This window comes from Xanthobacter aminoxidans (genome assembly GCF_023571765.1).
Taxonomy (GTDB): domain Bacteria; phylum Pseudomonadota; class Alphaproteobacteria; order Rhizobiales; family Xanthobacteraceae; genus Xanthobacter; species Xanthobacter aminoxidans.
The window spans coordinates 311,860-333,805 of the sequence record NZ_JAMJXC010000001.1; the positions used below are offsets into that span (position 1 = coordinate 311,860).

Annotated in this window: 19 protein-coding genes and 1 riboswitch; of the genes, 5 read left to right on the forward strand and 14 right to left on the reverse strand. The window is 69.4% G+C overall.

Going from position 1 to position 21,946, the window contains the following annotated elements:
- The first annotated feature begins 90 nt into the window (after positions 1-90).
- Positions 91-2,109: a glycosyltransferase gene (locus EJ105_RS01400; RefSeq protein WP_250165029.1), complete on the forward strand. Its 2,019-nt coding sequence runs from the start codon at positions 91-93 to the stop codon at positions 2,107-2,109.
- Here EJ105_RS01400 and EJ105_RS01405 read toward each other — a convergent pair.
- The 7 genes from EJ105_RS01405 to gcvT all read right to left on the reverse strand — a co-directional run bounded on the left by EJ105_RS01405 (position 2,054) and on the right by gcvT (position 7,974).
- Positions 2,054-2,647 carry an SCO family protein gene (locus EJ105_RS01405; RefSeq protein WP_024277137.1) on the reverse strand — a complete coding sequence of 198 codons (594 nt, stop codon included), beginning with the start codon at positions 2,645-2,647 and terminating at the stop codon, positions 2,054-2,056. The genes EJ105_RS01400 and EJ105_RS01405 overlap by 56 nt on opposite strands.
- A gap of 33 nt (positions 2,648-2,680) precedes the next feature.
- Positions 2,681-2,815 (reverse strand): hypothetical protein, encoded by a 135-nt coding sequence (locus EJ105_RS27720; protein ID WP_280938286.1) that lies wholly within the window; start codon positions 2,813-2,815, stop codon positions 2,681-2,683.
- 179 nt (positions 2,816-2,994) lie between these two features.
- Positions 2,995-3,435, reverse strand: coding sequence for an NUDIX domain-containing protein (locus tag EJ105_RS01410; protein ID WP_250165030.1), 441 nt, complete (start codon positions 3,433-3,435; stop codon positions 2,995-2,997).
- Between the two features lie 72 nt (positions 3,436-3,507).
- Positions 3,508-5,082, reverse strand: a complete 1,575-nt coding sequence (gene gcvPB / locus EJ105_RS01415; RefSeq protein ID WP_250165031.1) for an aminomethyl-transferring glycine dehydrogenase subunit GcvPB — start codon at positions 5,080-5,082, stop codon at positions 3,508-3,510.
- Positions 5,082-6,422 (reverse strand): aminomethyl-transferring glycine dehydrogenase subunit GcvPA, encoded by a 1,341-nt coding sequence (gene gcvPA / locus EJ105_RS01420; protein WP_250165032.1) that lies wholly within the window; start codon positions 6,420-6,422, stop codon positions 5,082-5,084. The genes gcvPB and gcvPA overlap by 1 nt, the downstream gene beginning before the upstream one ends.
- A gap of 11 nt (positions 6,423-6,433) precedes the next feature.
- Positions 6,434-6,805, reverse strand: coding sequence for a glycine cleavage system protein GcvH (gcvH, locus tag EJ105_RS01425; protein WP_250165033.1), 372 nt, complete (start codon positions 6,803-6,805; stop codon positions 6,434-6,436).
- A 2-nt stretch (positions 6,806-6,807) separates the two neighbouring features.
- Positions 6,808-7,974: a glycine cleavage system aminomethyltransferase GcvT gene (gene gcvT, locus EJ105_RS01430; protein ID WP_250165034.1), complete on the reverse strand. Its 1,167-nt coding sequence runs from the start codon at positions 7,972-7,974 to the stop codon at positions 6,808-6,810.
- A 197-nt stretch (positions 7,975-8,171) separates the two neighbouring features.
- Positions 8,172-8,274: riboswitch (glycine riboswitch) on the reverse strand.
- Positions 8,275-8,445: 171 nt separating this feature from the next.
- Here gcvT and EJ105_RS01435 point away from each other — a divergent pair.
- Positions 8,446-10,122 (forward strand): lysine--tRNA ligase, encoded by a 1,677-nt coding sequence (locus EJ105_RS01435; protein ID WP_250165035.1) that lies wholly within the window; start codon positions 8,446-8,448, stop codon positions 10,120-10,122.
- Positions 10,123-10,463: 341 nt separating this feature from the next.
- Here the strand turns inward: EJ105_RS01435 and EJ105_RS01440 are convergent, their stop codons facing one another.
- The 4 genes from EJ105_RS01440 to radA form a co-directional block, all read right to left on the reverse strand.
- The gene (locus EJ105_RS01440; RefSeq protein ID WP_029556761.1) at positions 10,464-11,207 is read right to left on the reverse strand and encodes an SDR family NAD(P)-dependent oxidoreductase; all 744 of its coding nucleotides are present in this window, start codon (positions 11,205-11,207) and stop codon (positions 10,464-10,466) included.
- 55 nt (positions 11,208-11,262) lie between these two features.
- A complete protein-coding gene (purF, locus tag EJ105_RS01445) occupies positions 11,263-12,804 on the reverse strand; it encodes an amidophosphoribosyltransferase (protein WP_374250825.1) in 1,542 nt (513 codons plus the stop codon).
- Between the two features lie 147 nt (positions 12,805-12,951).
- Positions 12,952-13,527 (reverse strand): CvpA family protein, encoded by a 576-nt coding sequence (locus EJ105_RS01450; RefSeq protein WP_024277148.1) that lies wholly within the window; start codon positions 13,525-13,527, stop codon positions 12,952-12,954.
- A gap of 108 nt (positions 13,528-13,635) precedes the next feature.
- Positions 13,636-15,126, reverse strand: a complete 1,491-nt coding sequence (radA, locus tag EJ105_RS01455; RefSeq protein WP_250165036.1) for a DNA repair protein RadA — start codon at positions 15,124-15,126, stop codon at positions 13,636-13,638.
- Positions 15,127-15,352: 226 nt separating this feature from the next.
- On the opposite strand from radA, the gene EJ105_RS01460 reads away from it, so the two are divergent.
- A complete protein-coding gene (locus EJ105_RS01460; protein WP_250165037.1) occupies positions 15,353-16,627 on the forward strand; it encodes an aromatic ring-hydroxylating oxygenase subunit alpha in 1,275 nt (424 codons plus the stop codon).
- Here the strand turns inward: EJ105_RS01460 and alr are convergent.
- The gene (gene alr, locus EJ105_RS01465) at positions 16,612-17,694 is read right to left on the reverse strand and encodes an alanine racemase (RefSeq protein ID WP_250165201.1); all 1,083 of its coding nucleotides are present in this window, start codon (positions 17,692-17,694) and stop codon (positions 16,612-16,614) included. The genes EJ105_RS01460 and alr overlap by 16 nt on opposite strands.
- A gap of 86 nt (positions 17,695-17,780) precedes the next feature.
- Positions 17,781-19,262, reverse strand: coding sequence for a replicative DNA helicase (locus tag EJ105_RS01470; protein WP_029556768.1), 1,482 nt, complete (start codon positions 19,260-19,262; stop codon positions 17,781-17,783).
- Between the two features lie 430 nt (positions 19,263-19,692).
- On the opposite strand from EJ105_RS01470, the gene EJ105_RS01475 reads away from it, so the two are divergent.
- Both EJ105_RS01475 and EJ105_RS01480 read left to right on the forward strand, forming a co-directional pair.
- Positions 19,693-20,097, forward strand: a complete 405-nt coding sequence (locus EJ105_RS01475; protein ID WP_250165038.1) for a hypothetical protein — start codon at positions 19,693-19,695, stop codon at positions 20,095-20,097.
- A 30-nt stretch (positions 20,098-20,127) separates the two neighbouring features.
- Positions 20,128-20,946 (forward strand): alkaline phosphatase family protein, encoded by an 819-nt coding sequence (locus EJ105_RS01480; RefSeq protein ID WP_250165039.1) that lies wholly within the window; start codon positions 20,128-20,130, stop codon positions 20,944-20,946.
- 40 nt (positions 20,947-20,986) lie between these two features.
- Here EJ105_RS01480 and EJ105_RS01485 read toward each other — a convergent pair whose 3' ends face one another.
- Positions 20,987-21,913: a diacylglycerol/lipid kinase family protein gene (locus EJ105_RS01485; RefSeq protein WP_245279318.1), complete on the reverse strand. Its 927-nt coding sequence runs from the start codon at positions 21,911-21,913 to the stop codon at positions 20,987-20,989.
- Positions 21,914-21,946 lie beyond the last annotated feature (33 nt).

Sequence of the window (21,946 nt, forward strand, 5' to 3'; positions counted from 1 at the left end):
GGGCGTGCGGCGGCCCGCACGGATGCTCAGGAAAGAGGCTGGTGGAAGCATTGCGGCAGGCTTACCCTAGGGTTGCATGAGGGTCGGGGCATGGTGGGGGATGCCGGTGCCGCCCGCAAGGGGCGAAGCCATGTAAGCCATGACGCGGGCGAGGACCATCGCGACCTTGGGCGCGAGCGGGTCCGCGCTCAGAATGATGTGGCCGCTGCCGTCCCGCTGCCGGCATCCCTCCCGCGCACCGTGCTGGCCTCCGAGCTTCGTCCCTATCGCGATCATGTGGATGCCGACGAACTGCATGCGGCTGCCGTGCGAGCCGGGCTCGTCGGGGTCGGTGTCGACGAGGTGCTGGTCGCCTCGGGCGTACTTGATGACGAAACCGCCACGCGTCTCCTCGCCCGCGATCTCGGTCTTCCCGTTGGGGCGCCAAACCTGGCGAACCTGCCGGACGACCCGGCGATGGCGGAGGCCGTGCTGCGCACAGGCACCCTCATGCTGGGGGCCGGCAGTGGGCGCCCGCGCTTCGTGATGGCGGCGCGTGGCCGCATCGTCCGGCGGCTTCGACGGGGGCTGAAGCGGGATGCGGGTCTTGCCTCGCGCGTGGAATTGATCAGCCCGGCGGCGCTTGCCCGGCGCGTCGACGCGGTTTGCGCGCCCAGCTTCGCCGCCGCCGCGACGGCGCGTCTCGTCCTGTCCGATCCGCTCAAATCGGCGTCGACACTGCGGCCCGGCCGCATCGTCGGGCTCGCGGCCGCCGCCATCGGCCTGCCGCTCGCGCTGCTGCTGGCGCTGGCGCCGGAAATGGGCCTTCTCGCCGTTCAGGCGGCTCTTTCGCTCGTCTTCCTGGCCTGGATCGCCCTGCGATTCGCCGGCTGCCTCTATGCGCCGCCTGAGGAGCCGGTGCCGGCCCTCGATGCGCGGTCCCTGCCGGTCTATTCCCTCCTGGTGCCGCTCTATCATGAGACGGCGAGCCTGCCGCTGCTGGTCGCCGCCCTCTCGGCGCTCGACTATCCCCCCGAGAAGCTCGACATCAAGCTCGTGGTCGAAGCGGACGACCATGCCACCCGCGCAGCCATCGCCGCGCTCGAGTTGCCGCCGCACATGGCCGAGGTGGTGATCGCGCCGGTTGGGCCCCGCACCAAGCCCAAGGCGCTGGAAGCAGCACTGCCCTTCGCCCGCGGCAGCATCGTCGCGATCTATGACGCCGAGGATCTGCCGGAGCCCGATCAGCTGCGCCGGGCCGTCGCCGCCTTCCATGCGGGCGGGGCGAAGGTGGGCTGCGTGCAGGCGCGGCTGTGCATCGACAATGGCGGCGACAGCTGGATCTCGGCCCAGTTCGCCGCCGAATATGCCGGCCAGTTCGATGTTCTGCTGCCAGCGCTCAGCGCCCTCGGCCTGCCCATTCCGCTCGGGGGCACCTCGAACCATTTCCGCCGCCGCGTGCTCGATCAGGTGGGGGGATGGGACCCCTACAACGTCACCGAGGACGCCGATCTCGGCATCCGTCTCGCCCGTGCCGGCTGGCAGACACGGGTCATTTCCTCCACCACCTTCGAGGAGGCGCCCGTCACGCGGCGCGCCTGGATCGGCCAGCGCACCCGCTGGCTGAAGGGCTGGGCGCAGACCCTGCTGGTGCACGGCCGCCGGCCGCGGGCGCTGGTGCGCGATCTCGGTCGGGGCGGTACGCTCGCGCTGGTGCTGCTCACGGCCGGGCCCTATGCGGCGGCGCTGGTGCATCCGCTGTGCCTTGCCCTGTTCATCGCCGATATCGTTCGCGGCGTCGCCGGGCTGCCGTGCACCCACATGGCGGAGGTGGTGACGAGCGCGCTCACCTACACCACCCTCATCGCCGGCTATGCCGGTGCGGCCGCGACCATGACCGTCGGGCTCGGCCGGCGGGGCATGAGGCCGGGCTGGCGGACGATCGTGGGCATCCCCTTCTACTGGCTGCTGCTGTCGGTTGCGGCGTGGCGGGCGGTGATCGAGCTGATCCGCAGGCCGTACCACTGGCAGAAGACCGAGCACGGCGCCGCCCATCGCGGCGGCGGCGGGGGGCTCAGAAGTAGCGCTTCAGCTCCGCCGCAGCCTCGGCCGGAGGGCGTTTGGAGTTGAACGGGGCGACGAAATTGCCTTCCTTGTCCATGAGATAGACCACGGCGGTGTGGTCCATGGTGTAGTCGCCGTCCTTCAGCGGGACCTTGCGGGAATAGACGCGGAACTCCCGCTTGATCTGCTCGGTGGCCTCCGGTGTGCCCGACAGTCCGACGATCTGCGGCGAGAAGCTTGAAACGTAGGATTTGAGCACGTCCGGCGTGTCCCGCTCGGGGTCCACCGAGACGAAGAAGGCCTGCGCCTTGCTCGCGTCCGGCCCCAGTGCGTTGAATATTTCCGACATCTCGAACAGGGCGGTCGGGCACACGTCCGGGCAGTGGGTGAAGCCGAAAAAGATGAGCGTTGGCTTGCCTTTGAGGGCGGCTTCGGTGATCGGCTGCCCGTTCTGGTCGGTGAGGCTGAAGGGCCCGCCCACCGCCGCCTGTCCCGTCACCTTCGGCGGCGGCTCCGGCAGGAACAGGGTGACGGCGGTGACGAGGATGAGGGCGCCGGCGGCGAAGGCCGAGAAAAGGGCAATGATCTTCGTGCGTGGCGACATGTTTTCAAGGCCTTGGGGGCGGTCGGGGAAGCCTCAGAGGCAGCCGGAAAAGCCGGCGCTCAGGAGATCGAAGAACACGGCCGCGCCGTAGCGCGCCCACAGCGCCAGCCCGCCCGCACAGAGCATGGCCAAGGCCACGCCGAGGCCGATGAGACCGGCGCGGCCCATGCCCAGTCCAGACGCGGCCGCGCCCTCGGCGTGCGGTGCAAGCCGTTGCGAAACCTCAGTTTCCTGGGACAGGGTGACGGACATGGCGCGCCGGTTGGGATGAAACGTCAACGGCCACGATAGCGCGGGCGGCGGTATTTATCCAATCCGCGCCGGTCAATCGCCCGTGACAGGGCGCCTCACCAGCGGTCGGAGGGAGGTGCGCCCTGCCATTCGTCGATGCGGCGCAGGGTGGCGGGGCTGGTGTCGGAAGGCAGATCGTCGGGCGGGAAGAAATCGGCGGCGACGATTTCGAGGTTCCGCTCGGGCCGGGGACCGATCACCAGAGCCGCCGTCCGGTACAGGACAACGTGGTCGCGTCCACCCACCAAGGGGTTGAAATAAAAGCCGGAAATCGTCAGAGGCCCCTCGGCCTCCACATTGGCTTCCTCGCGCAGTTCGCGCCGGGCCGCCTGTTCGGCTGTCTCGCCCAGATCCACCCCGCCGCCGGGAAAATGCCAGCCGGACACGTAGGTATGTCGGACCAAAAGCAGCCGTCCGGCCGGGTCGGTGGCCAGTACCCGGACACCGAGAGTCATGCCGTGGCGCATGCGGCGCAGGAGGGGGAGGGGGGAGAACATGCCTGAGCATACCCCCTCCCGGCACGGACGAAAGGGTGGTTCACACCACCCTGTCAGGTGCGTTCACCCCACCTATTCGGCGGCGTTCGGGAGCGGTTCAGGCCGAACCCACCGCAAAACCGGCGCGCGGGCGGCGCGGGTCTCGTCCAGACGACGGCGGGGGGCGTAATGGGGGGCACCGAGGAAGCGCTCCTTGTCTCCCGTTTTGGCGGCCATGGCGAGGTCGCGCAGGGCACCGAGGAAGAGGTCGAGGGAGGCCTTTGATTCGCTCTCCGTCGGCTCGATCAGCATCGCCCCGTGGACCACCAGCGGGAAGTAGACCGTCATGGGGTGGTACCCCTCGTCGATCAGCGCCTTGGCGACGTCGAGGGTGGAGATGCCGGTGTCCGCCAGCCAGGTGTCGTCGAACAGGGCCTCGTGCATGGCGGGGCGTTCGGCGAAGGGGGCGCTCATCACGTCCATCAGGCAGGCGCGGACGTAATTGGCGGAGAGGACGGCGTCCTCGGAGGCCTGCCGCATCCCGTCCGCCCCATGGGAGAGCATCCAGCTCAGCGCCCGGACGAACATGCCCATCTGGCCGTGGAAGGCGCTCATGCGGCCGAGGGCCTGTTCGGCCCCGTCCGCACCTTGGTCCTCCACCAGCACCAGCCCATCGGCCGTGGCGATCAGCGCCGGCACCGGGGCGAAGGGGGCGAGGGCCTCGGAGAGCACCACCGGCCCCGCGCCCGGACCGCCACCGCCGTGGGGGGTGGAGAAGGTCTTGTGCAAATTGATGTGCATGGCATCGACCCCGAGGTCGGCGATGCGCACCTTGCCGAGGATGGCGTTGAAATTGGCGCCGTCCGAATAGAAATAGGCGCCGGCCCCGTGCACCGCCTCGGCGATGGCCACCACGTCCCGCTCGAACAGGCCGCAGGTGTTGGGATTGGTGAGCATGAGGGCCGCCACCTCCGGACCCAAAGCGGCCTTCACCGCCTCCGGGTCCACCGTGCCGTCGGCGCGGGCGGGGATGGAGCGCACCTCATAGCCGATGAGGGCGGCGGTGGCGGGGTTGGTGCCGTGGGCGCTCTCGGGCACCAGCACCACGTTGCGCTGCGCCTCGCCGCGTGCCGCATGGGCGGCCTTGATGGCCATCATGCCGCAGAGTTCGCCGTGGGCGCCCGCCTTGGGGGTGAGGGCGACGGCTTTCATGCCGGTGAGTTCGAGCAGGTAGCGCGACAGCTCCGCCATCAGCTCCAGCGCACCCTTCACGGTGGAGAGGGGCTGGAGCGGGTGGATGTCGGCAAAGCCCGGCAGCCGCGCCATCTTCTCGTTGAGGCGCGGGTTGTGCTTCATGGTGCAGGAGCCCAGCGGGAATAGCCCGCTGTCGATGCCATAATTCATGCGCGAGAGGCGCACGTAATGGCGCATGGCCTCGGGCTCGGAGAGGCCGGGCAGCTCCAGCGGCGCGGTGCGCGCGTGGCCGCCGAGCCGGTCCTTGAAGGGGGCGGGCTCGGGAATGTCCACGCCCGTCACCTCGGTGCGGCCGATCTCGAAGATCAGCCCTTCCTCAAGGTCCAGCCCCCGGTTGCCGGTGAAGGTGACGGGGCCTGCGCTGGTGCCCCTGAAGATGTGCGGCGTCGTCGCGCCACGGCCTTCGCGGTTCATCACAGCACCTCCTTCAGCGCGGCCGCATAGGCGGCGCGGTCGTCCTCGGTGGTCGTCTCGGTGGCGGCGACGAGGATCAAGTCGTCGAGCCCGGATTTGGGGGCGAGGCGGGAATAGGGGACGCCGCCGAGGATGCCTTTGGCGGCGAGCTTTTCCACCACGTCCGAAGCCTTGCCCGGCACGCGCAGGGTGAATTCGTTGAAGAAAGTGTCGTTGAGCACGCTCACCCCCGGCACGGCGGCGAGCCGGTCCGCGAGGTCGCAGGCCGCCGCGTGGTTGGCCCGGGCCAGCCGCGTGAGCCCGGTCTTGCCGAGCAGGCTCATGTGAATGGTGAAGGCCAGCGCGCAGAGCCCCGAATTGGTGCAGATGTTGGAGGTCGCCTTCTCCCGGCGGATGTGCTGCTCGCGGGTGGAGAGGGTGAGCACGAAGCCGCGCCGGCCTTCCGCATCCACCGTCTCGCCGGCAAGGCGTCCCGGCATCTGCCGCACGAACTTCTGCCTTGTGGCGAACAGGCCCACATAGGGGCCGCCGAAATTCAGCGCATTGCCGATGGACTGGCCTTCGCCCGCCACGATGTCGGCGCCCTGCGCCCCCGGCGGCTCGATGAGGCCGAGGCTGACCGCCTCGGTGAAGACGGCGATGAGCAGGGCGCCGGCCTTGTGGGCGGCTTCCGCGATGGGCTTCAGGTCCACGATGTTGCCGAACACGTCCGGCGACTGCACCACCACGCAGGAGCAGCCGGCGTCGATGGCGGCGATGATGTCTTCCCCGCCCTTGGGCACCGGCGCCAGCGCCACCACCTCGTCCGCCGCATAGCGCGAGACGGTCTCGATGGTCGCGCGATAGTGCGGGTGCAGGTTGCCGGCCAAAAGCGCCTTGCGGCGCTTGGTGACGCGATGGGCCATCAGCACCGCCTCGGCGGCGGCGGTGGAGCCGTCATACATGGAGGCGTTGGCCACCTCCATGCCGGTCAGCTCGGCCACCTGCGTCTGGAACTCGAAGAGATATTGCAGGGTGCCCTGCGCGATCTCCGGCTGGTACGGCGTGTAGGAGGTGAGGAATTCCGAGCGCTGGATCAGATGGTCCACGCTCGCCGGCACATGGTGGCGATAGGCGCCCGCGCCGACGAAGAAGGGCACCGATCCCGCCGGCACATTCTTCGCGGCGAGGCGGGAGAGCGCGCGCTCCACTTCCATCTCGCTCTTGTGGAGCGGCAGGCGCGGCAGCTCATGCGCGCGCTGGGCGGCCGGAATGTCGGCGAACAGATCGTCCACCGAGGGAACGCCGATGCGCGCCAGCATCTCGGCGCGGTCGTCGGTGGTGAGGGGAAGATAGCGCATGATGCCGGTCCTCACAGGGTGTCGACGAAGGCCTTGTAGGCGGCCTCGTCCATCAGCTCGGACAGTTCGTCGGGCTTCGTCACCTTGAGCTTCAGGAACCAGCCCTTGCCCTCGGCATCCTCGTTGACGAGGCCGGGGGCGCCTTCCAGCTCGGAATTCACCTCCACCACCTCGCCGGAGATCGGGGCATAGACCTCGCTGGCGGCCTTCACGCTCTCCACCACGGCGGCTTCCTTGCCGCGGGTGACGGACTTGCCGATCTCCGGCAGTTCCACGAACACCACGTCGCCGAGCTGGCCCTGGGCGTAGTCGGAGATGCCGACCACCGCCACGTCGCCGTCGATGCGGACGTATTCGTGGTCCTTGGTGTAGCGCACGGTCATGGTCAGCCCCCGGTTTTCTGCTTGCGCGCATAGCGCGTGGGTACGAAGGGAAGAGCGGTGACGACGGCCGGCAGGGCCTTGCCGCGCACCAATATGTCGAGGCGGGTGCCGGGCGCGGACAGCGCCGGCGGCACATAGCCCATGGCGATGGGCGCCTGCAGCGTCGGGGCGAAGCCGCCCGAGGTGACGCGGCCGACGATCTCGCCATTGGAGGCGATCTCCGCCCCCTCGCGGGCCGGCGCGCGGCCCTCCAGCTTCAGGCCGACGCGCACGCGCGCCGGGCCTTCCGCCAGCTCGCGCTGCACGCGATCGGCGCCGGGAAAGCCGCCCTCAAGGCGCCGCCGCTTCTGGATGGACCAGTTGAGTGCCGCCTCGATGGGGGACGTGGAGAGGTTGATGTCGTGGCCATAGAGGCAGAGCCCGGCTTCCAGCCTCAGGCTGTCGCGGGCGCCGAGGCCGATGGCTTTCACCTCCGGCTCAGCCAGCAGCGCCGCCCACAGCGCGGGGGCATCCTCGGCGGCGACGGAGATTTCGTAGCCGTCCTCGCCGGTATAGCCGGAGCGGGAGACCTCCACCGGCACGCCGTCGAAGGCGAGGGGCAAGGCGGTCATAAAGTCGAGGTCCGCCGCCTCCGGGCAATGGCGCGCCATCACCATGGCCGCCTCCGGACCCTGAAGGGCGAGGAGGGCCCGCTCCGGGCGCTGCACCAGCTTCACGGTGCTGGGCAGGTTGGCCTCGATGTGCGCGAAGTCGGCGCCCTTGCAGGCGGCGTTGACCACGAGGATCAGGGTGCCGTCAGCGGCAGGGTCCGCCGGGCGGGTGGCCATGAAGTCGTCGCGGATGCCGCCGTCATCGGCCGTCAGCTGCGAATAGCGCTGCTTGCCGGGGGCGAGGCTCACGAAATCCGCCGGGGCAAGGGCTTCCAGCGCCCGCGCGGTGGTCTCGTGGTCCGGGCCGACGAGCAGCGCCTGGCCCATGTGGGAGACGTCGAACAGGCCGGCATGGGTGCGGGTCCAATTGTGCTCTGCGAGGATGCCCTCGGGATACTGGACCGGCATGAGGTAGCCCGCGAACGGGACCATGCGCGCGCCGAGCGCGCCATGGGCGGCGGCGAGCGGGGTTTCGAGCAGAGGCTCGGAGGGGGAATGCGAATCGGGGGACGATGCCAATGGAGGCTCCGGGACGAACAGCGCCAATTTCCGGGCCTGCCGAACCCCGTTTCCGGTGGTCCTGCGCGGCCCGCGCGGCGCCCCCTCTGTCTGCCGACCTGAGAGATTTCACCGCGCCTCGTGGAAGGGCACGGCTTACTCCTTCGGTGAGCCCAGCCGCGCCCTTCAAGGCGCAGCACGGCTGCTTTCCAGAGTTTCGTCCCCCTGCGGCCCTTGGTGCCTGAGCGGTTCCGGGGCGGTTGCGCCTTCGGCGCCGGCACACCTCAACTCAAGGGTGCCGGTCTCTCCCGCAGGGATCGTCCGATGTCTTGCGTTCCCTCCGCCCTTTTCGCCGGGGCAGCTGGAACGCGGGTGCAGCATAGGCGTTTGCCGCCCGCCGTCAACGCAAGAGCGGGGGAGCCCGCCACACGCCTTCGCGTTGACGCCGGGCGGCTGCATTCCTAAGTTCGCGCTCCTTTTCCGGAGCCTGTCATGTCCTCGTCCGAAGCCTCGCCCGCCGCCGTCGATCCCACCCAGCTCGCCGCCGAGCTGAAGGCGGTCGCGGAAACGGCCACCGCCTGGCCGTTCGAGGAAGCGCGCAAGCTGGTGGAGCGGCTGAAGAAGCGGCCCAAGGAGGAGGTGCTGTTCGAGACCGGCTACGGCCCCTCGGGCCTGCCGCACATCGGCACCTTCGGCGAGGTGGCGCGCACCACCATGGTGCGCCACGCCTTCCGCATCCTCACCGAAGACAAGGTGAAGACGCGCCTCCTGTGCTTCTCCGACGACATGGACGGCATGCGCAAGATCCCCGAGAACGTGCCGGACCCGGCCGCCCTCGTGCCCTATCTCCAGATGCCGCTCACCAAGGTGCCGAACCCGTTCGGCGGCGACTATCCGAGCTTCGGCGCGCACAACAACGCCATGCTCCGGCGCTTCCTCGACACCTTCGGCTTCGACTACGAATTCGCCAGCGCCACCGAATACTACTTCTCCGGCAAGCTGGACGCCGTGCTGCTGAAGGCTGCCGAGAAGTACGACGAGATCATGGCCGTCATGCTGCCCACCCTCGGTGAGGAGCGGCAGGCGACCTATTCGCCCTTCCTGCCCATCTCGCCCACCTCCGGCCGCGTGCTCTACGTGCCGCTGAAGAAGGTGGACGCCAAGGCCGGCACCATCACCTTCGACGACGAGGACGGCACCGAGCTGACGCTCCCCGTCACCGGCGGCAAGGTGAAGCTGCAGTGGAAGCCGGATTTCGGCGCCCGCTGGGCGGCGCTTGACGTCGATTTCGAGATGTTCGGCAAGGACCACCAGACCAACGCGCCGATCTACGACAGGATCTGCCAGATCCTCGGCGGCACCGCGCCGGAGCATTTCGTCTATGAGCTGTTCCTGGACGAGAAGGGCCAGAAGATCTCCAAGTCCAAGGGCAACGGTCTCACCATCGACGAGTGGCTGACCTATGCGAGCCCGGAGAGCCTCGCGCTCTACATGTTCCAGTCGCCCCGCTCGGCGAAGAAGCTGCACTTCGACGTGATCCCGAAGGCGGTGGACGAGTATTTCAACTTCCTCGCCCGCTATGCGCAGCAGGACTGGAAGCTGCGCTTCGGCAACCCGGTCTATCACATCCATGCCGGCAACCCGCCTGATGTGGACATGCCGGTGAGCTTCACCATGCTCCTCAACTTGGCCTCCGCCTCCAACACGGAGGACGAGAGCGTGCTGTGGGGCTTCCTGAAGCGCCATGTGCCCGGCGTGTCGGACCAGACGCACCCCAAGCTGCACGAGCTGGTGGGCTATGCGGTGCGCTACTTCCATGACTTCGTGAAGCCCAACAAGGTCTTCCGCACCCCCGACGCGGTGGAGCGCGAGGCCCTGGAAAAGCTCGACGCGGCCCTCGCGGCGCTGCCGGCGGGCGCCAGCGCGGACGACATCCAGACCGTGCTCTACGACGTGGCCCGCCCCATCCCGCGCTACCAGGACCTCAAGGCCAAGGGCGCCACGCCCGAGCGGCCGGGCGTCTCGGTGGAGTGGTTCAACACGCTCTATCAGGTGCTGCTGGGCCTGGAACGCGGCCCCCGCTTCGGCTCCTTCGTCGCCATCTACGGCGTGGCCGAGACGCGCGAACTGATCCGCAAGGCGCTGGCGGGAGAACTGGCGGCGGCGTGAGCCGTCTTGCCCCCTCTCCCCTTGCGGGAGAGGGCTGGGGTGAGGGGTGTGTCTCCCCTTGTCCCAACGCCTTGAATGCGGAAGCGGCCCCCCTCACCTACGGCCCCTCTCCCGCGAGGGGAGAGGGGAGGCGCAAGCTGTCATGGCGGGGCGATCCATGGTTGGGTCGGGCGGCAGGAATCCCGGGTGCAATCGTCGTGGCCGGGCTTGTCCCGGCCATCCACGTGGTTCGGCCGGGAATGGCTTTTCGAGGGTTATTCTGTCGGCCCGACGTGGGTGGCCGGGACAAGCCCGGCCATGACGGCGGTTGAGTTTACAGGCATCGCCCCTCCAGCCCCCCCCTACGCCGGCATCTGGAAGCTGAGCAGCTTCTTCTGCGGGAAGTCGTAGAGCTTGCCGGTTTCCATGAAGGTGGGCAGGCACAGGGGCAGGATGGCCTCGGCTGCCTCTTCCGGCGCCGGCAGGCTGGACGGGTCTTCGCCGGGGAAGGCCTTGGCGCGCATCAGGGTGCGGATGGGGCCGGGGTTGAAGAGGTTGACCTTCAGATTGCCCGACACGCTCTCGTCCGCCCAGGTGCGGGCCATCACCTCGAGCCCCGCCTTGGTGATGGCGTAGGGCCCCCAATAGGCGCGCGCCTTGCTCGCCGCGCCGGAGGTGACCACCACCGCCCGGCCCGCCGGCGAGAGCTTCAGCAGCGGATCGAAAGAGCGCACGCAGCGCCAGTTGGCGGTGAGGTTCACCGCCACCGTGTCCTCCCAGTCCTTGGGGAAGACGTGGCCCAGCGGGGAAAGCGGGCCGAGCACGCCGGCATTGGCCACATAGATGTCGAGCCGGCCGTAGCGCTCGTAGAGCGCGCCGCCGAGCCGGTCGATGCCGTCGGAATCCTTGAGGTTCAGCGGCACCAGCGTGGCGCTCCCGCCCACCGCGCGGATGGCGTCGTCCACCTCCTGCAGCCCGCCTTCCGAGCGGCCGACGCACACCACATGCGCGCCGGCTTTCGCCAGCGCCACCGCGGTGGCGGCGCCGATGCCGCGCGTGGCGCCGGTGACGAGGGCGATCTTTTCGGCAAGCGGCCGGTCGGTCATGCGGGGTCCTGTGGTCGGGAGGGACGCCCGCCCGATCCGGGAGGGCGTTGCGCGCTCAGCTCGCTTCGGCGAGCAGCGAGAGCTGCTGCTGGGCCACCGCGCCGGCGCGGTCGGTCAGCGGGGTGGGATAGTCGCCGGTGAAGCAGTGGTCGGTGAACTGCGGCTTCACCGGGTCGCGGCCCTCGAAGCCCATGGCGCGGTAGACGCCATCCACCGAGAGGAAAGCCAGCGAATCCGCGCCGATGTAGCGGCGCATGCCTTCCAGATCGTGGGTGGCGGCGAGCAGCTTGTCCCGGTCCGGCGTGTCGATGCCGTAATAATCGGGGTGGGTGATGGGCGGCGAGGCGATGCGGAAATGCACCTCCTTGGCGCCGGCATCGCGCATCATCTGCACGATCTTCACCGAGGTGGTGCCGCGCACGAGGCTGTCATCCACGAGGACGATGCTCTTGCCCTCCACCACCGAGCGGTTGGCGGAGTGCTTCATGCGCACGCCCTGGTCGCGGATGGACTGGGTGGGCTGGATGAAGGTGCGGCCGACGTAGTGGTTGCGGATGATGCCCAGCTCGTAGGGGATGCCCGAGGTCTGGGAGAAGCCGATGGCCGCCGGCACGCCGGAATCCGGCACCGGGACGATCACGTCCGCATGGGCGGGGCTTTCGGTGGCCAGCACGCGGCCCATGTTCTTGCGCACCTGATAGACGGAGCGCCCGCCCACCACGGAATCCGGCCGGGCGAAATAGATGTACTCGAAGATGCAGGGGCGCGCCGCCATCTCCGGGAACGGCTTGAAGGACTGCACGCCCTCCTCGTCGATCACGATGACCTCGCCGTTCTCGATGTCGCGCACATAGCGCGCGCCGATGATGTCGAGGGCGCAGGTCTCGGAGGCGAGGATGGGGGAGCCGTCCAGCGAGCCGAGCACCAGCGGGCGGATGCCGAGGGGGTCGCGGGCGCCGATGAGCTTCTTGTTGGTGAGCGCCACCAGCGAATAGGCGCCTTCCAGCGCCCGGATGGCGTCGATGAAGCGGTCGATGAAGCGCGGCTTGCGGGAGCGCGCCACGAGATGGAGGATCACCTCGGTGTCCGTGGTGGACTGGGTGATGGCGCCCTCGCGCACCAGTTGGCGGCGGAGCGTGAGGCCGTTGGTGAGGTTGCCGTTGTGGCCCACGGCGAAGCCGCCGGCATCCAGCTCGGCGAACAGGGGCTGCACGTTGCGCAGCAGGGTCTCGCCGGTGGTGGAGTAGCGCACATGGCCCACCGCCGCGTCGCCGGGCAGGCGGGCGATGACTCCGGCGTCGGAGAAGGCGTCGCCCACGAGGCCGAGGCGGCGCTCGGAATGGAAGCGGCGGCCGTCATAGGAGACGATGCCGGCGGCTTCCTGTCCGCGATGCTGGAGGGCGTGGAGGCCGATGGCGGTGATCGCCGCGGCCTCGGGGTGATTGTAGATGCCGAAGACGCCGCATTCCTCGCGGAGGCGATCGCCGTTCAGGTCGAGATCGAGATCGGCGCGACCACCCGCGAGGGGTTCGCCATCCGTGCGGAAGGAGTCTCCGCCGGCCACTGAGATCGGCCCGTCACATCCCAAGTCCATCATGCACCCTCCGCGCGGGCCGGTCAGGCAGCGCCGTGCGAGCTTGCGCCGGGAGGTCGGAGCGGGAACACCCATAGCGCGGAAGGCTCAGCGCCCCCGCGTGGATGTCCCGGCCGGCCGGCCGGTCAGTTGCTGCCCCCAAAAAGAAACCTACCGCTGTCCCCCCGTCGGGGCGGCCGGGGCGGCAGGCGTGTCGCCCTCCTCAGCGGCGGGCGGCTTCTTCAACTTGTTCAAAATGGTGTTTTCAGGGTCATCCGGCAACTGCGCCTTCAGCCACTCCCCCGCTTTCGTGATGGCGGGGAGCGATTTTGCGTTGGCGACCCACGGGGGCTGCTTCTCCGGCGGCACCAGCCAGTTGAAGAACAAGAGCGCGATTACCATCAGCAGCAGCCCGCGGGCGAGGCCGAAGGCGAAGCCCAGCGTGCGGTCGAGGGCGCCGATTCGGCTGTCGAGTACCAGGTCCGAGATGCGCGCGGTGACGATGGAGGCAATGAGCAGTGTGCCGAGGAACAGCAACGCCACCGTCACCGCAAGAGCGGCCGAGTCCTGCGAGATGTATTGCTTCACCACAGGCAAAGCGGACTTGTAGAAATAGACGGTGACGCCGGCCGCGACAGCCCAGGACAGGATGGAGAAGACTTCCCGCAGAAAGCCGCGCACCATCGCCAGGATGCCGGAAATCAGCATCACAGAGAGAACGATAATGTCGAGCAAGGTTATGGGCATCGGCGCATCGATCCGTGATGGGCGCACCGCCAGACGCGCATGCGCGCGACCCGCCCACCCCCGGAGAGCCCAGCCGCGGGGCTGATATAGCTTGCGCGCCCGCCCGCGTCACCTTTCCTCGTCGTCGCCCCAATCCGCATGCTGGACGGCCCTTTGCGGGGGATTGCGGTCGTTCGAGCCCCGCGTTTCGCGCATGGCAGTGTCGCGCGTCTCGCGCGGAGCCCGGCGGGGCGCGCTGGCCGCGATGCCCGCCACCAGCTCCGCCAGGGAGGAAACCGGCCGCACCGTGACCGGCGGGTCGAGCCCGTCGAGGCCGCCGGCGGGGATGACGGCGCTGGCGAAGCCGAGCTTCGCCGCCTCCTTCAGCCGCGCCTGCGCCTGCGCCACCGGCCGTACCGCGCCGGTGAGGCTCGCCTCGCCGAAATGCACCGCATCCGCCGGCAGGGGCGCGCCGGTCAGCGAGGAGACGAGGGCGGCGGCCACCGCGAGGTCCGCCGCCGGCTCGCCGATCTTCAGCCCGCCCGCCACGTTGAGATAGACGTCGTGCCCGCCGAGCCGCACCCCGCAGCGGGCATCCAGCACCGCCAGCACCATGGAGAGGCGGTTGGGGTCCCACCCCACCACCGCCCGGCGCGGCGTGCCCAGCGAAGAGGGGGCGACCAGCGCCTGGATCTCCACCAGCACCGGGCGCGTGCCCTCCATGCCGGCGAACACCGCGGTGCCCGGCGCCCCGGCGTCGCGGTTGGAGAGGAAGAGTTCCGAGGGGTTCGCCACCTCGGACAGGCCGCGCCCCGTCATCTCGAACACGCCGATCTCGTCGGTGGGGCCGAAGCGGTTCTTCTGGGCGCGCAGGATGCGGAACTGGTGGCCGCCGTCGCCCTCGAAGGAGAACACGGCATCCACCATGTGCTCTACCACGCGCGGGCCGGCGATCTGCCCGTCCTTGGTGACATGGCCGACGAGGATGACGCAGGCCCCGGTCTGCTTGGCGTAGCGCACCAGCAACTGGGCGGAGGTGCGCACCTGCGTCACCGTTCCGGGCGCGCTCTCCACGCTGTCCGACCACATGGTCTGGATGGAATCGATCACGACCATGTGAACGGGCGGGCCGCCCGACAGGGTGGCGATGATGTTCTCCGCATTGGTCTCGGCGGCGAGCCCCACGTCCGCTTTCTCCAGCCCCAGCCGCTGGGCGCGCAGTCGCACCTGGTCCACCGCCTCCTCGCCGGAGACGTAGACGACGCGCTGCCCGCGCTGGGCCAGGGCCGCCGAGGCCTGCACCAGCAGAGTGGACTTGCCGATGCCGGGATCGCCGCCGATGAGCAGGATGGAGCCTGGCACAAAGCCGCCGCCCGCCACCCGGTCCAGCTCGCCGATGCCGGAGACGAGGCGCGGGGCGGGCTTGGCCGTGCCCTCCAGTCTCTCCAGCACCACCGCGCGGCCCTTGCGGCCGGAGCGCTGCGCCGCCGGCACGCTGGCGGCGACCGCGACTTCCTCGGAAATGGTGTTCCAGCCGCCGCACGCCTCGCACTTGCCCTGCCAGCGCGTGTAGACCGCCCCGCAGGACTGGCAGATGAAGGACGTGTCGCGCCGGGCCATGAAGATCACCCTCGGCGCGGGCAGGCCGGCCGGGTCTGGAGGACGAGGCCCGAATCTCGGGCGATGTTCTCTATATACCCCATCGGTCGCGCGGTGGGCCGGTCAAGGCTCCAGGCTTCGCCTCCGGGGTTGCGCGGTATCTGCGGCGCATCCCCAGATGGCGGGAACGGAACACCTCTGCTAATCAGCCTGCGCTGCCCTTCTCCGTCATGTCAGGGGATCGCCCGTGTTCCGAGACAGCCCTGCTTCCGCACCCACGCCGCAAGAGCCGGCCCGGCCCGCGCCGGCCGCTGGCCAGCCCGCCGAATGGGTGCGCGCGGCCACCGATCCCGCGGCCTTCACCGCCGAGCAGCAGGCGCTGGGGCGGGTGTGGACCTTCCTCTGCCTCGACGCGGAGGTGGCGCAGGACGGCCAGTGGTTCCGCACCGATCTCGGCGGGCGCTCGGTCTTCATCCAGCGCTTCGGCGACCGGCTGCGCGGCTTCGAGAATGTGTGCGCCCACCGATTCCACCCCATCCGCCGCGAGCGCAGCGGGAAGGGCGCCATGGTCTGCGCCTTCCACCACTGGCGCTACAATGCCGAGGGGCAGGCGCTGGGCATCCCGGTCTGCGACGAGGCCTACGGCTGCCTGCCGAAGCAGCTCAACGCGCACCTGAAGCCCATCGAGGTGGAGGCGTTCGCCGGCCTCGTGTTCGGCCGCTTTCCCGATCCGGAGGGGGAATCCCTCGCGGACTTCCTCGGCGATGCCGCGCCCATGCTCGCCGCGCTCTGCCCGCCCGGGCGCACCTTCACCCGCTTCGGCGGCGAGGTGCCGGCGAACTGGAAGTTCCTCACCCACGTGACGCTGGACGACTACCACATCGTCGCCGTCCACCCCTCCACCTTCGGCGCCAACGGCTATCTGAAGGCGAAGGAGGTCACCTATGCCCGCTTCGGCCGGCACAGCGCCTATACCACCGAGCCGGGGGATGACCCGCTGGGGGGCGTGCTCGCCGATTGCCGGGCCGGCACCTACCGCGCCCGCGACTATCTGATCGTGAACCTGTTCCCCACCTTCGGGGCGTCCCAGTTCCACGTCATCGATCTCCTCGGCCGCTCCTATTATGCGGTGATGGTGCTGCGCTATGCGCCGCTCGCCCATGACCGCTCGCGGCTGGAGGGCTGGCTCATCGAGGGGCCCATCGCGCCGCCGCGGCCGGGGCTGCTCGGCGTCTTCGACCGCTTCGCGCAGAAGGTGATTTCGCGCATCGTGCCCTTCTATGCGCGCCGCGTGCTGGCCGAGGACAATGCGGTGTGCGAGGGCCAGCAGGAGGTCGCCCGCCAGATCACCGAGGACCAGCGCCTGAGCCCCGCCTTCGAGAAGCGCATCGGCTGGTTCGAGGAGACCTATGCGGCGGAGCTGGCCGCGGCCAGTCAGGCCGCACGGGAGCCCGCCGCCCCCAAGTCCGCCGCCCCCAAGCCCTTCGCCCCCAAGCCCTTCACCCCTCAGCCGCCGATGTAGCGGCGGGCGTAGCGGGTGCCCAGCGAGGTGAGCACCTCGTAGCCGATGGTGCCGGAGCGGGCGGCGAGGTCGTCCACGCTGATGCCGTCGCCGAGGAAGACCGCCACGTCGCCCCGCTGCACCGCGCCCTCGGGCAGGTCGGTGATGTCGAGGGTGGCGAGGTCCATGGAGACGCGGCCCACGAGATGGCAGCGCCGGCCGGCGACCATGGCCTCCACCCCCTTGGCGAGGTCGGAGGAGCCGGCGGCCCGGAACAGCCCGTCCGCATAGCCGATGGAGACGGTGGCGAGGCGGCTCGGCCGCTTCAGCCGCTCGGCGGCGCCATAGCCCACGGTCTCGCCGGCCGCGACGCTCGACACCTGGATGATCTTCGCTTCCAGCCGCACCACGGGGCGCAGGGGCGGCACGCCGGTGATGGCGACGCCGCCGTAAAGGAAGATGCCCGGCCGCACCAGCTCGAAGCGGAAATCGCGGCCCAGCAGGGTACCGGCGGAATTCGCCAGCGAGCCCGGCACGCCCCGGAAGCGGCGAATCACGTCGGCGAACACCGCGCGCTGGCGGGCGGTGAGGGCGTGGCCGGGCGTGTCGGCGCAGGCGAGGTGGCTCATGACGAGGCTGGGCGTGAAGCCGAGCATCCTGCGCGTGCCGGCGAGCTGCACCGCCTCGTCCACCGAGAGGCCGAGCCGGTTCATGCCGGTATCCACATGGAGCGCGGTGGGCAGGTCCGCCCCCTGGTCGCGGCAGAAGTCGCTCCATTCGGTGATCTCGGGCACCGAGCCCAGCACCGGCCGCAGGCGCGCCGCGGCATGGTCGGCGGCGGTCTCCGGCAACAGGCCGTTGAGCACGTAGATCACCGCCTCGGGCAGCAGGGCGCGCAGTTCGAGGGCTTCCTTGAAGTGGGCGACGAAGAAGGTGCGGGCGCCCGCCTTCCACAGGGCCGGGGCGACGCGGTCGATGCCGAGGCCGTAGGCATTGGCCTTCACCACCGCCGCGCATTCGGCCGGGGCGGCGAGCGCGGCAAGGGTGCGCCAGTTGTCGGCGATGGCGGACAGATCGACGGTGAGGATGGCGCCGGCTTCGCGCGCCTCACGCGCGGCCTGGTCTGCTGCCGCAGCGCTGGCGGCGGGGTCCTCGGGGGCCTGCGGTTCGCCGGTCAGTGGCGATCCGGCAGGTGGTCCTCCCGCGCCAGGTTGGAGAAGCGGGTGAATTGCGGCTCGAAATGCACCTTCACCGTCCCGGTGGGGCCGTGGCGCTGCTTTCCGATGATGATTTCGGCCGTGTTCTCGGCCGCCTTCATCTCGATCTCCCACTTGAACCACTCCTCTGTGCCGGGCTTCGGCTCCTTGCTCTTAAGATAATACTCCTCCCGGTAAACGAACATGACGACGTCGGCGTCCTGCTCGATGGAGCCGGATTCACGCAGGTCCGAAAGCTGCGGCCGTTTGTCGTCGCGGGCTTCCACCTGACGCGAGAGCTGGGACAGCGCCATGACCGGCACCTGCAGCTCCTTCGCCAGGGCTTTCAGGCCCGTCGTGATCTCGGTGATTTCCTGCACGCGGTTCTGCGACGACGCCTTGGACGAGCCGGAGAGCAGCTGGAGATAGTCGATGACCATGAAGTCCAGCCCGCGCTGGCGCTTCAGCCGCCGCGCCCGCGCCACCAACTGGGCGATGGAGATGCCGCCGGTGTCGTCGATATAGAGCGGGATGGTCTGCATGGTCTGGGCGGCGGCGGCGAGCTTGGAGAACTCGCTTTCCGAGATGTCGCCGCGGCGGATCTTGTAGGAGGCGATCTCCGCCTGCTCGGCGAGGATACGGGTGGCGAGCTGCTCGGCCGACATTTCCAGCGAGAAGAAGCCGACCACGCCGCCGGACACCGTCTCGGTGGAGCCGTCCGGCCGGGTCTCGCCGCGATAGGCGGCGGCGATGTTGAAGGCGATGTTGGTGGCGAGCGAGGTCTTGCCCATGGCCGGTCGGCCGGCGAGGATCACCAAGTCCGAGGGCTGGAGGCCGCCCATCTGGTGGTCGAGGTCGTCGAGGGCGGTGGCGATGCCGGAGAGGTGGCCGTCGCGCTGGAAGGCCTTGGAGGCCATGTCCACCGATTCGCGCAGCGCCTCGCCGAAGCGCTGGAAGCCGCCGTCGTAGCGCCCGGTCTCGGCGATCTCGTAGAGGCGCTTCTCCGCCTCCTCGATCTGGTCCTGCGGGGTGGCGTCCACCGGGGCGTCGTAGGCCTCGTTGACGATCTCCTCGCCGATGCGAATCAGGTCGCGGCGCACCGAGAGGTCGTAGATGGTGCGACCGTAATCCTCGGAATTGATGACGGTGGTCGCCTCCGCCGCGAGGCGGGCGAGGTATTGTGGTCCGGTGAGGCCGGCCACGTCCAGGTCCGCGGGCAGGAAGGTCTTGATGGTGACCGGCGTCGCCAGCTTGCCGGCGCGGATCAGCGCCGAGGCCAGCTCGAAGACGCGGGCGTGGATGGGCTCGTAGAAATGGCGCGGCTCAAGGAAGTCGGAGACGCGGTAGAAGGCCTCGTTGTTGACGAGGATGGCGCCCAGCAGCGCCTGCTCGGCCTCCACATTGTGCGGGGCCTGGCGATAGGTGGGTTCGAGGTCGCCCTTGTCCGACAGATCGAGCATGAAGCCGGCAATCCCTTGGTTGGGCAATTCTTGGGTTTGGGCAATTTTTTGCTTTGGGAAGGTGGTGTAGCAAGAGCGAATGCCCCTGCGCCAGCGGCGCGCGGGCCGATTTTTCCCCGGTGGATGATTGTGGGGATAACGGGCAAAGCCCCGCCGGCTAATGGTACCGGACGCCGCCACCCGCGCCTTGCGTCCCGTGTGCGGTGCGGCAGAGTCCGGAAACCGTCCATGACAATGGGACGACGCAGCTTGAACGGGGCGGAAAGTGAGCTGCGGTGCGGATTTCGCGCGGTTCTCTTTGCCAGCGGAGGCAAGGTGCGCTACAGGCTTCCCCCGGCGGCACTGAGGGGAAAAAGTGATGCGTTCTGTCCAGTCCGGAACGTCGCGACCCGTTGCGCGCGGGGTACGCGTCCTGTTCGTACGGATGTTGATGGCGGCCGTTCTCGTGCCGGCGATTTTCGCACCGTTGGTTATCGCGCCCTCTCTGGCGCTGGCCCAGGGCGATCCGCTGGCGCCGCCGTCCGATCTCGGCGCGGGGCCGCTGCCGGTGCCCGTGGACGGCACCGCCATCTACGGCCAGAACCAGCCGCCGCCGGAAGGCTACATGGCCGTTCCCGTGCCGCCCTCCACCTGCTCCGGCGTCCGTCAGGTGGTGCGCCAGCAGGGCTTCATCCTCGTCCCCACCGGCGGCGGCAACGCCCAGCGCTACGTGCTGGACCAGCGCTATTGCCAGGACGACCAGACCACCTCTCCGGCCTGGATGCCCACCACGGACAATCCCCGCTGCTTCGTCGGCTACACATGCGGCGAGGCCAACAATGACGGCGGCAACTGAAACCACCCCTTTCTGAGAGCCGCGCCGGCCATGCGTGTCACCCCTGACAGCGTGCTCTTCATCACGATCGACTCCTGCCGTTACGATACCTTCGTTTCGGCCAATGCCCCGGCCATGAAGACGGTCTCCGCCCTCTACAAGGCGCAGGCGCCGGCGCATTTCACCTATGCCTCCCACGCCGCCATGTTCGCGGGCTTCACGCCCGGCGTGGCGGAACTGGCGACGCCGTTCCTGAACCCCAAGTTCGCGCGGCTCTTCCGGCTGGATCGCGCCGGGGCGGCGGGCCATGCCCGGCCCGGCTTCTCGGTGAGCGGCACCGACATCGTGGACGGTTTCCGCAATGCCCGCTACGCCACCATCGGCGCGGCGGCCATGGGCTGGTTCGACCCCAAGACGCCGGTGTCGAAGAAGCTCACCGGCAGCTTCGAACAGTTCCTGTTCACCGGCGACAAGGGCATCGCCACCCAACTCGCCTTCATCGAGAAGCAGGCGGCGCGGGAGACGCGGCGCGACCTGTTCGTGTTCCTCAACGTGGGCGAGACCCACGTGCCCTATTATTTCGAGGGCGCGCCGTGGGACCGCACGGACAATCCCTGCCTGCCGTTCCAGAAGGTGGACCGCTCGGCCGAATGCCGCGAGCGCCAGCGCCTGTGCTGCGAATATGTGGACCGCAAGCTCGCCCCGCTGCTGGAGCGCTTCGCCGGCGCCACCATCGTGCTGTGCGGCGACCACGGCGATTGCTGGGGCGAGGATGGCCTGTGGGAGCACGGCATCGCCCACCCCATGACGCTCACCGTGCCCCTCCTCATCCGCTACCGCGGCCAGCCGGTGCAGGACCTCCCGGCCTGACGCGTGTCAGGTCACGTCGTCGCGCTCGTGCACCTCGCGCCTATGTCACGTCATCGCGCTCGTGGACCTCGCGCTCGTGCGCCTGCCATTGCAGGGCCGAGGGCGGGACGAGAAGGCTGAGGGCGGCGGGGGCGAGGGCGTAGCGCAGCGGCAGGGTTTCGCGCGTCACCTCGCCGTCGGTCGCCACCCAGGCGCGGCGGCGGCGGGCGTGGATGGTGACGCGCCGGGCGGAAAAGGAATGGATGCCCGGCGCGCCGCGCCAGGCGTCCACCAGCACCTCGGCCCCGGTGCGCAGCCGCGCCAGGGTGCCGCGATCCTCCGCCACCAGCACCTCCAGCTGCCCGCCGTCGAGGCGCGAGCGGTGCCAGCCGGAGGCGTCGAAGGCGTTCACCGTGACGAGGGCGGCATAAGCGTCGATGGATTCGCGGGCGCCCGCCACCTCCACCTCCAGCGACATCCGCCCGGAGCGGAACACCGCCCGCCCCAGCGCCATGAACCAGCCGAAGACGCGGCCGCGGTCGCGCAACTGCTCCCGCGCCATGGCCATCTGGCTGAAGAAGCCCACCCCGGACACGCCGTGGAAGGGCCGGCCGTTGAGGGTGCCCAGATCCACCCGCATGGGCTTTGCGTCATGCAGCGCCTCCAGCGCGCCCATCAAGTCGCGCGGCAGGCCGATGTCGTAGGCGAGGAGGTTCATGGTGCCGAGCGGCAGCACGCCGAGGGTCATGTCGGTGTTGGCGAGCACCGAGGCGGCATAGGAGACGGTGCCGTCGCCGGCACCCACCACCACCGTGTCGTAGCCGTCGCGGGAGGCCGAGGCGATGGCGGCCGCCATGGCGTCGCCTTCCGCCACCACCACGTCCACGTCGAGGTCGGACCGGGTGAGCGCGCCATCGACGATATCGCGCACCTTGTCGGGGCCCATGTCGTGGACGGTGCCCGCTTTGGCATTGAGTACGACCCGCATTCGCCGCATCGTGACATCCTCCAGACCGGCACA

Coding starts and splice junctions, on each gene's coding strand:
- EJ105_RS01440 (WP_029556761.1), bottom strand. CDS start 11,207: ATGACCGACCGGCCGCTTGCCGAAAAGATCGCCCTCGTCACCGGCGCC.
- EJ105_RS01475 (WP_250165038.1), top strand. CDS start 19,693: ATGGCGGCCGTTCTCGTGCCGGCGATTTTCGCACCGTTGGTTATCGCG.
- gcvH (WP_250165033.1), bottom strand. CDS start 6,805: ATGACCGTGCGCTACACCAAGGACCACGAATACGTCCGCATCGACGGC.
- EJ105_RS01480 (WP_250165039.1), top strand. CDS start 20,128: ATGCGTGTCACCCCTGACAGCGTGCTCTTCATCACGATCGACTCCTGC.
- EJ105_RS27720 (WP_280938286.1), bottom strand. CDS start 2,815: ATGGGCCGCGCCGGTCTCATCGGCCTCGGCGTGGCCTTGGCCATGCTC.
- EJ105_RS01485 (WP_245279318.1), bottom strand. CDS start 21,913: ATGCGGGTCGTACTCAATGCCAAAGCGGGCACCGTCCACGACATGGGC.
- EJ105_RS01470 (WP_029556768.1), bottom strand. CDS start 19,262: ATGCTCGATCTGTCGGACAAGGGCGACCTCGAACCCACCTATCGCCAG.
- EJ105_RS01400 (WP_250165029.1), top strand. CDS start 91: ATGGTGGGGGATGCCGGTGCCGCCCGCAAGGGGCGAAGCCATGTAAGC.
- radA (WP_250165036.1), bottom strand. CDS start 15,126: ATGGCCCGGCGCGACACGTCCTTCATCTGCCAGTCCTGCGGGGCGGTC.
- EJ105_RS01405 (WP_024277137.1), bottom strand. CDS start 2,647: ATGTCGCCACGCACGAAGATCATTGCCCTTTTCTCGGCCTTCGCCGCC.
- gcvPB (WP_250165031.1), bottom strand. CDS start 5,082: ATGAACCGCGAAGGCCGTGGCGCGACGACGCCGCACATCTTCAGGGGC.
- EJ105_RS01410 (WP_250165030.1), bottom strand. CDS start 3,435: ATGTTCTCCCCCCTCCCCCTCCTGCGCCGCATGCGCCACGGCATGACT.
- EJ105_RS01450 (WP_024277148.1), bottom strand. CDS start 13,527: ATGCCCATAACCTTGCTCGACATTATCGTTCTCTCTGTGATGCTGATT.
- gcvPA (WP_250165032.1), bottom strand. CDS start 6,422: ATGCGCTATCTTCCCCTCACCACCGACGACCGCGCCGAGATGCTGGCG.
- purF (WP_374250825.1), bottom strand. CDS start 12,804: ATGATGGACTTGGGATGTGACGGGCCGATCTCAGTGGCCGGCGGAGAC.
- EJ105_RS01435 (WP_250165035.1), top strand. CDS start 8,446: ATGTCCTCGTCCGAAGCCTCGCCCGCCGCCGTCGATCCCACCCAGCTC.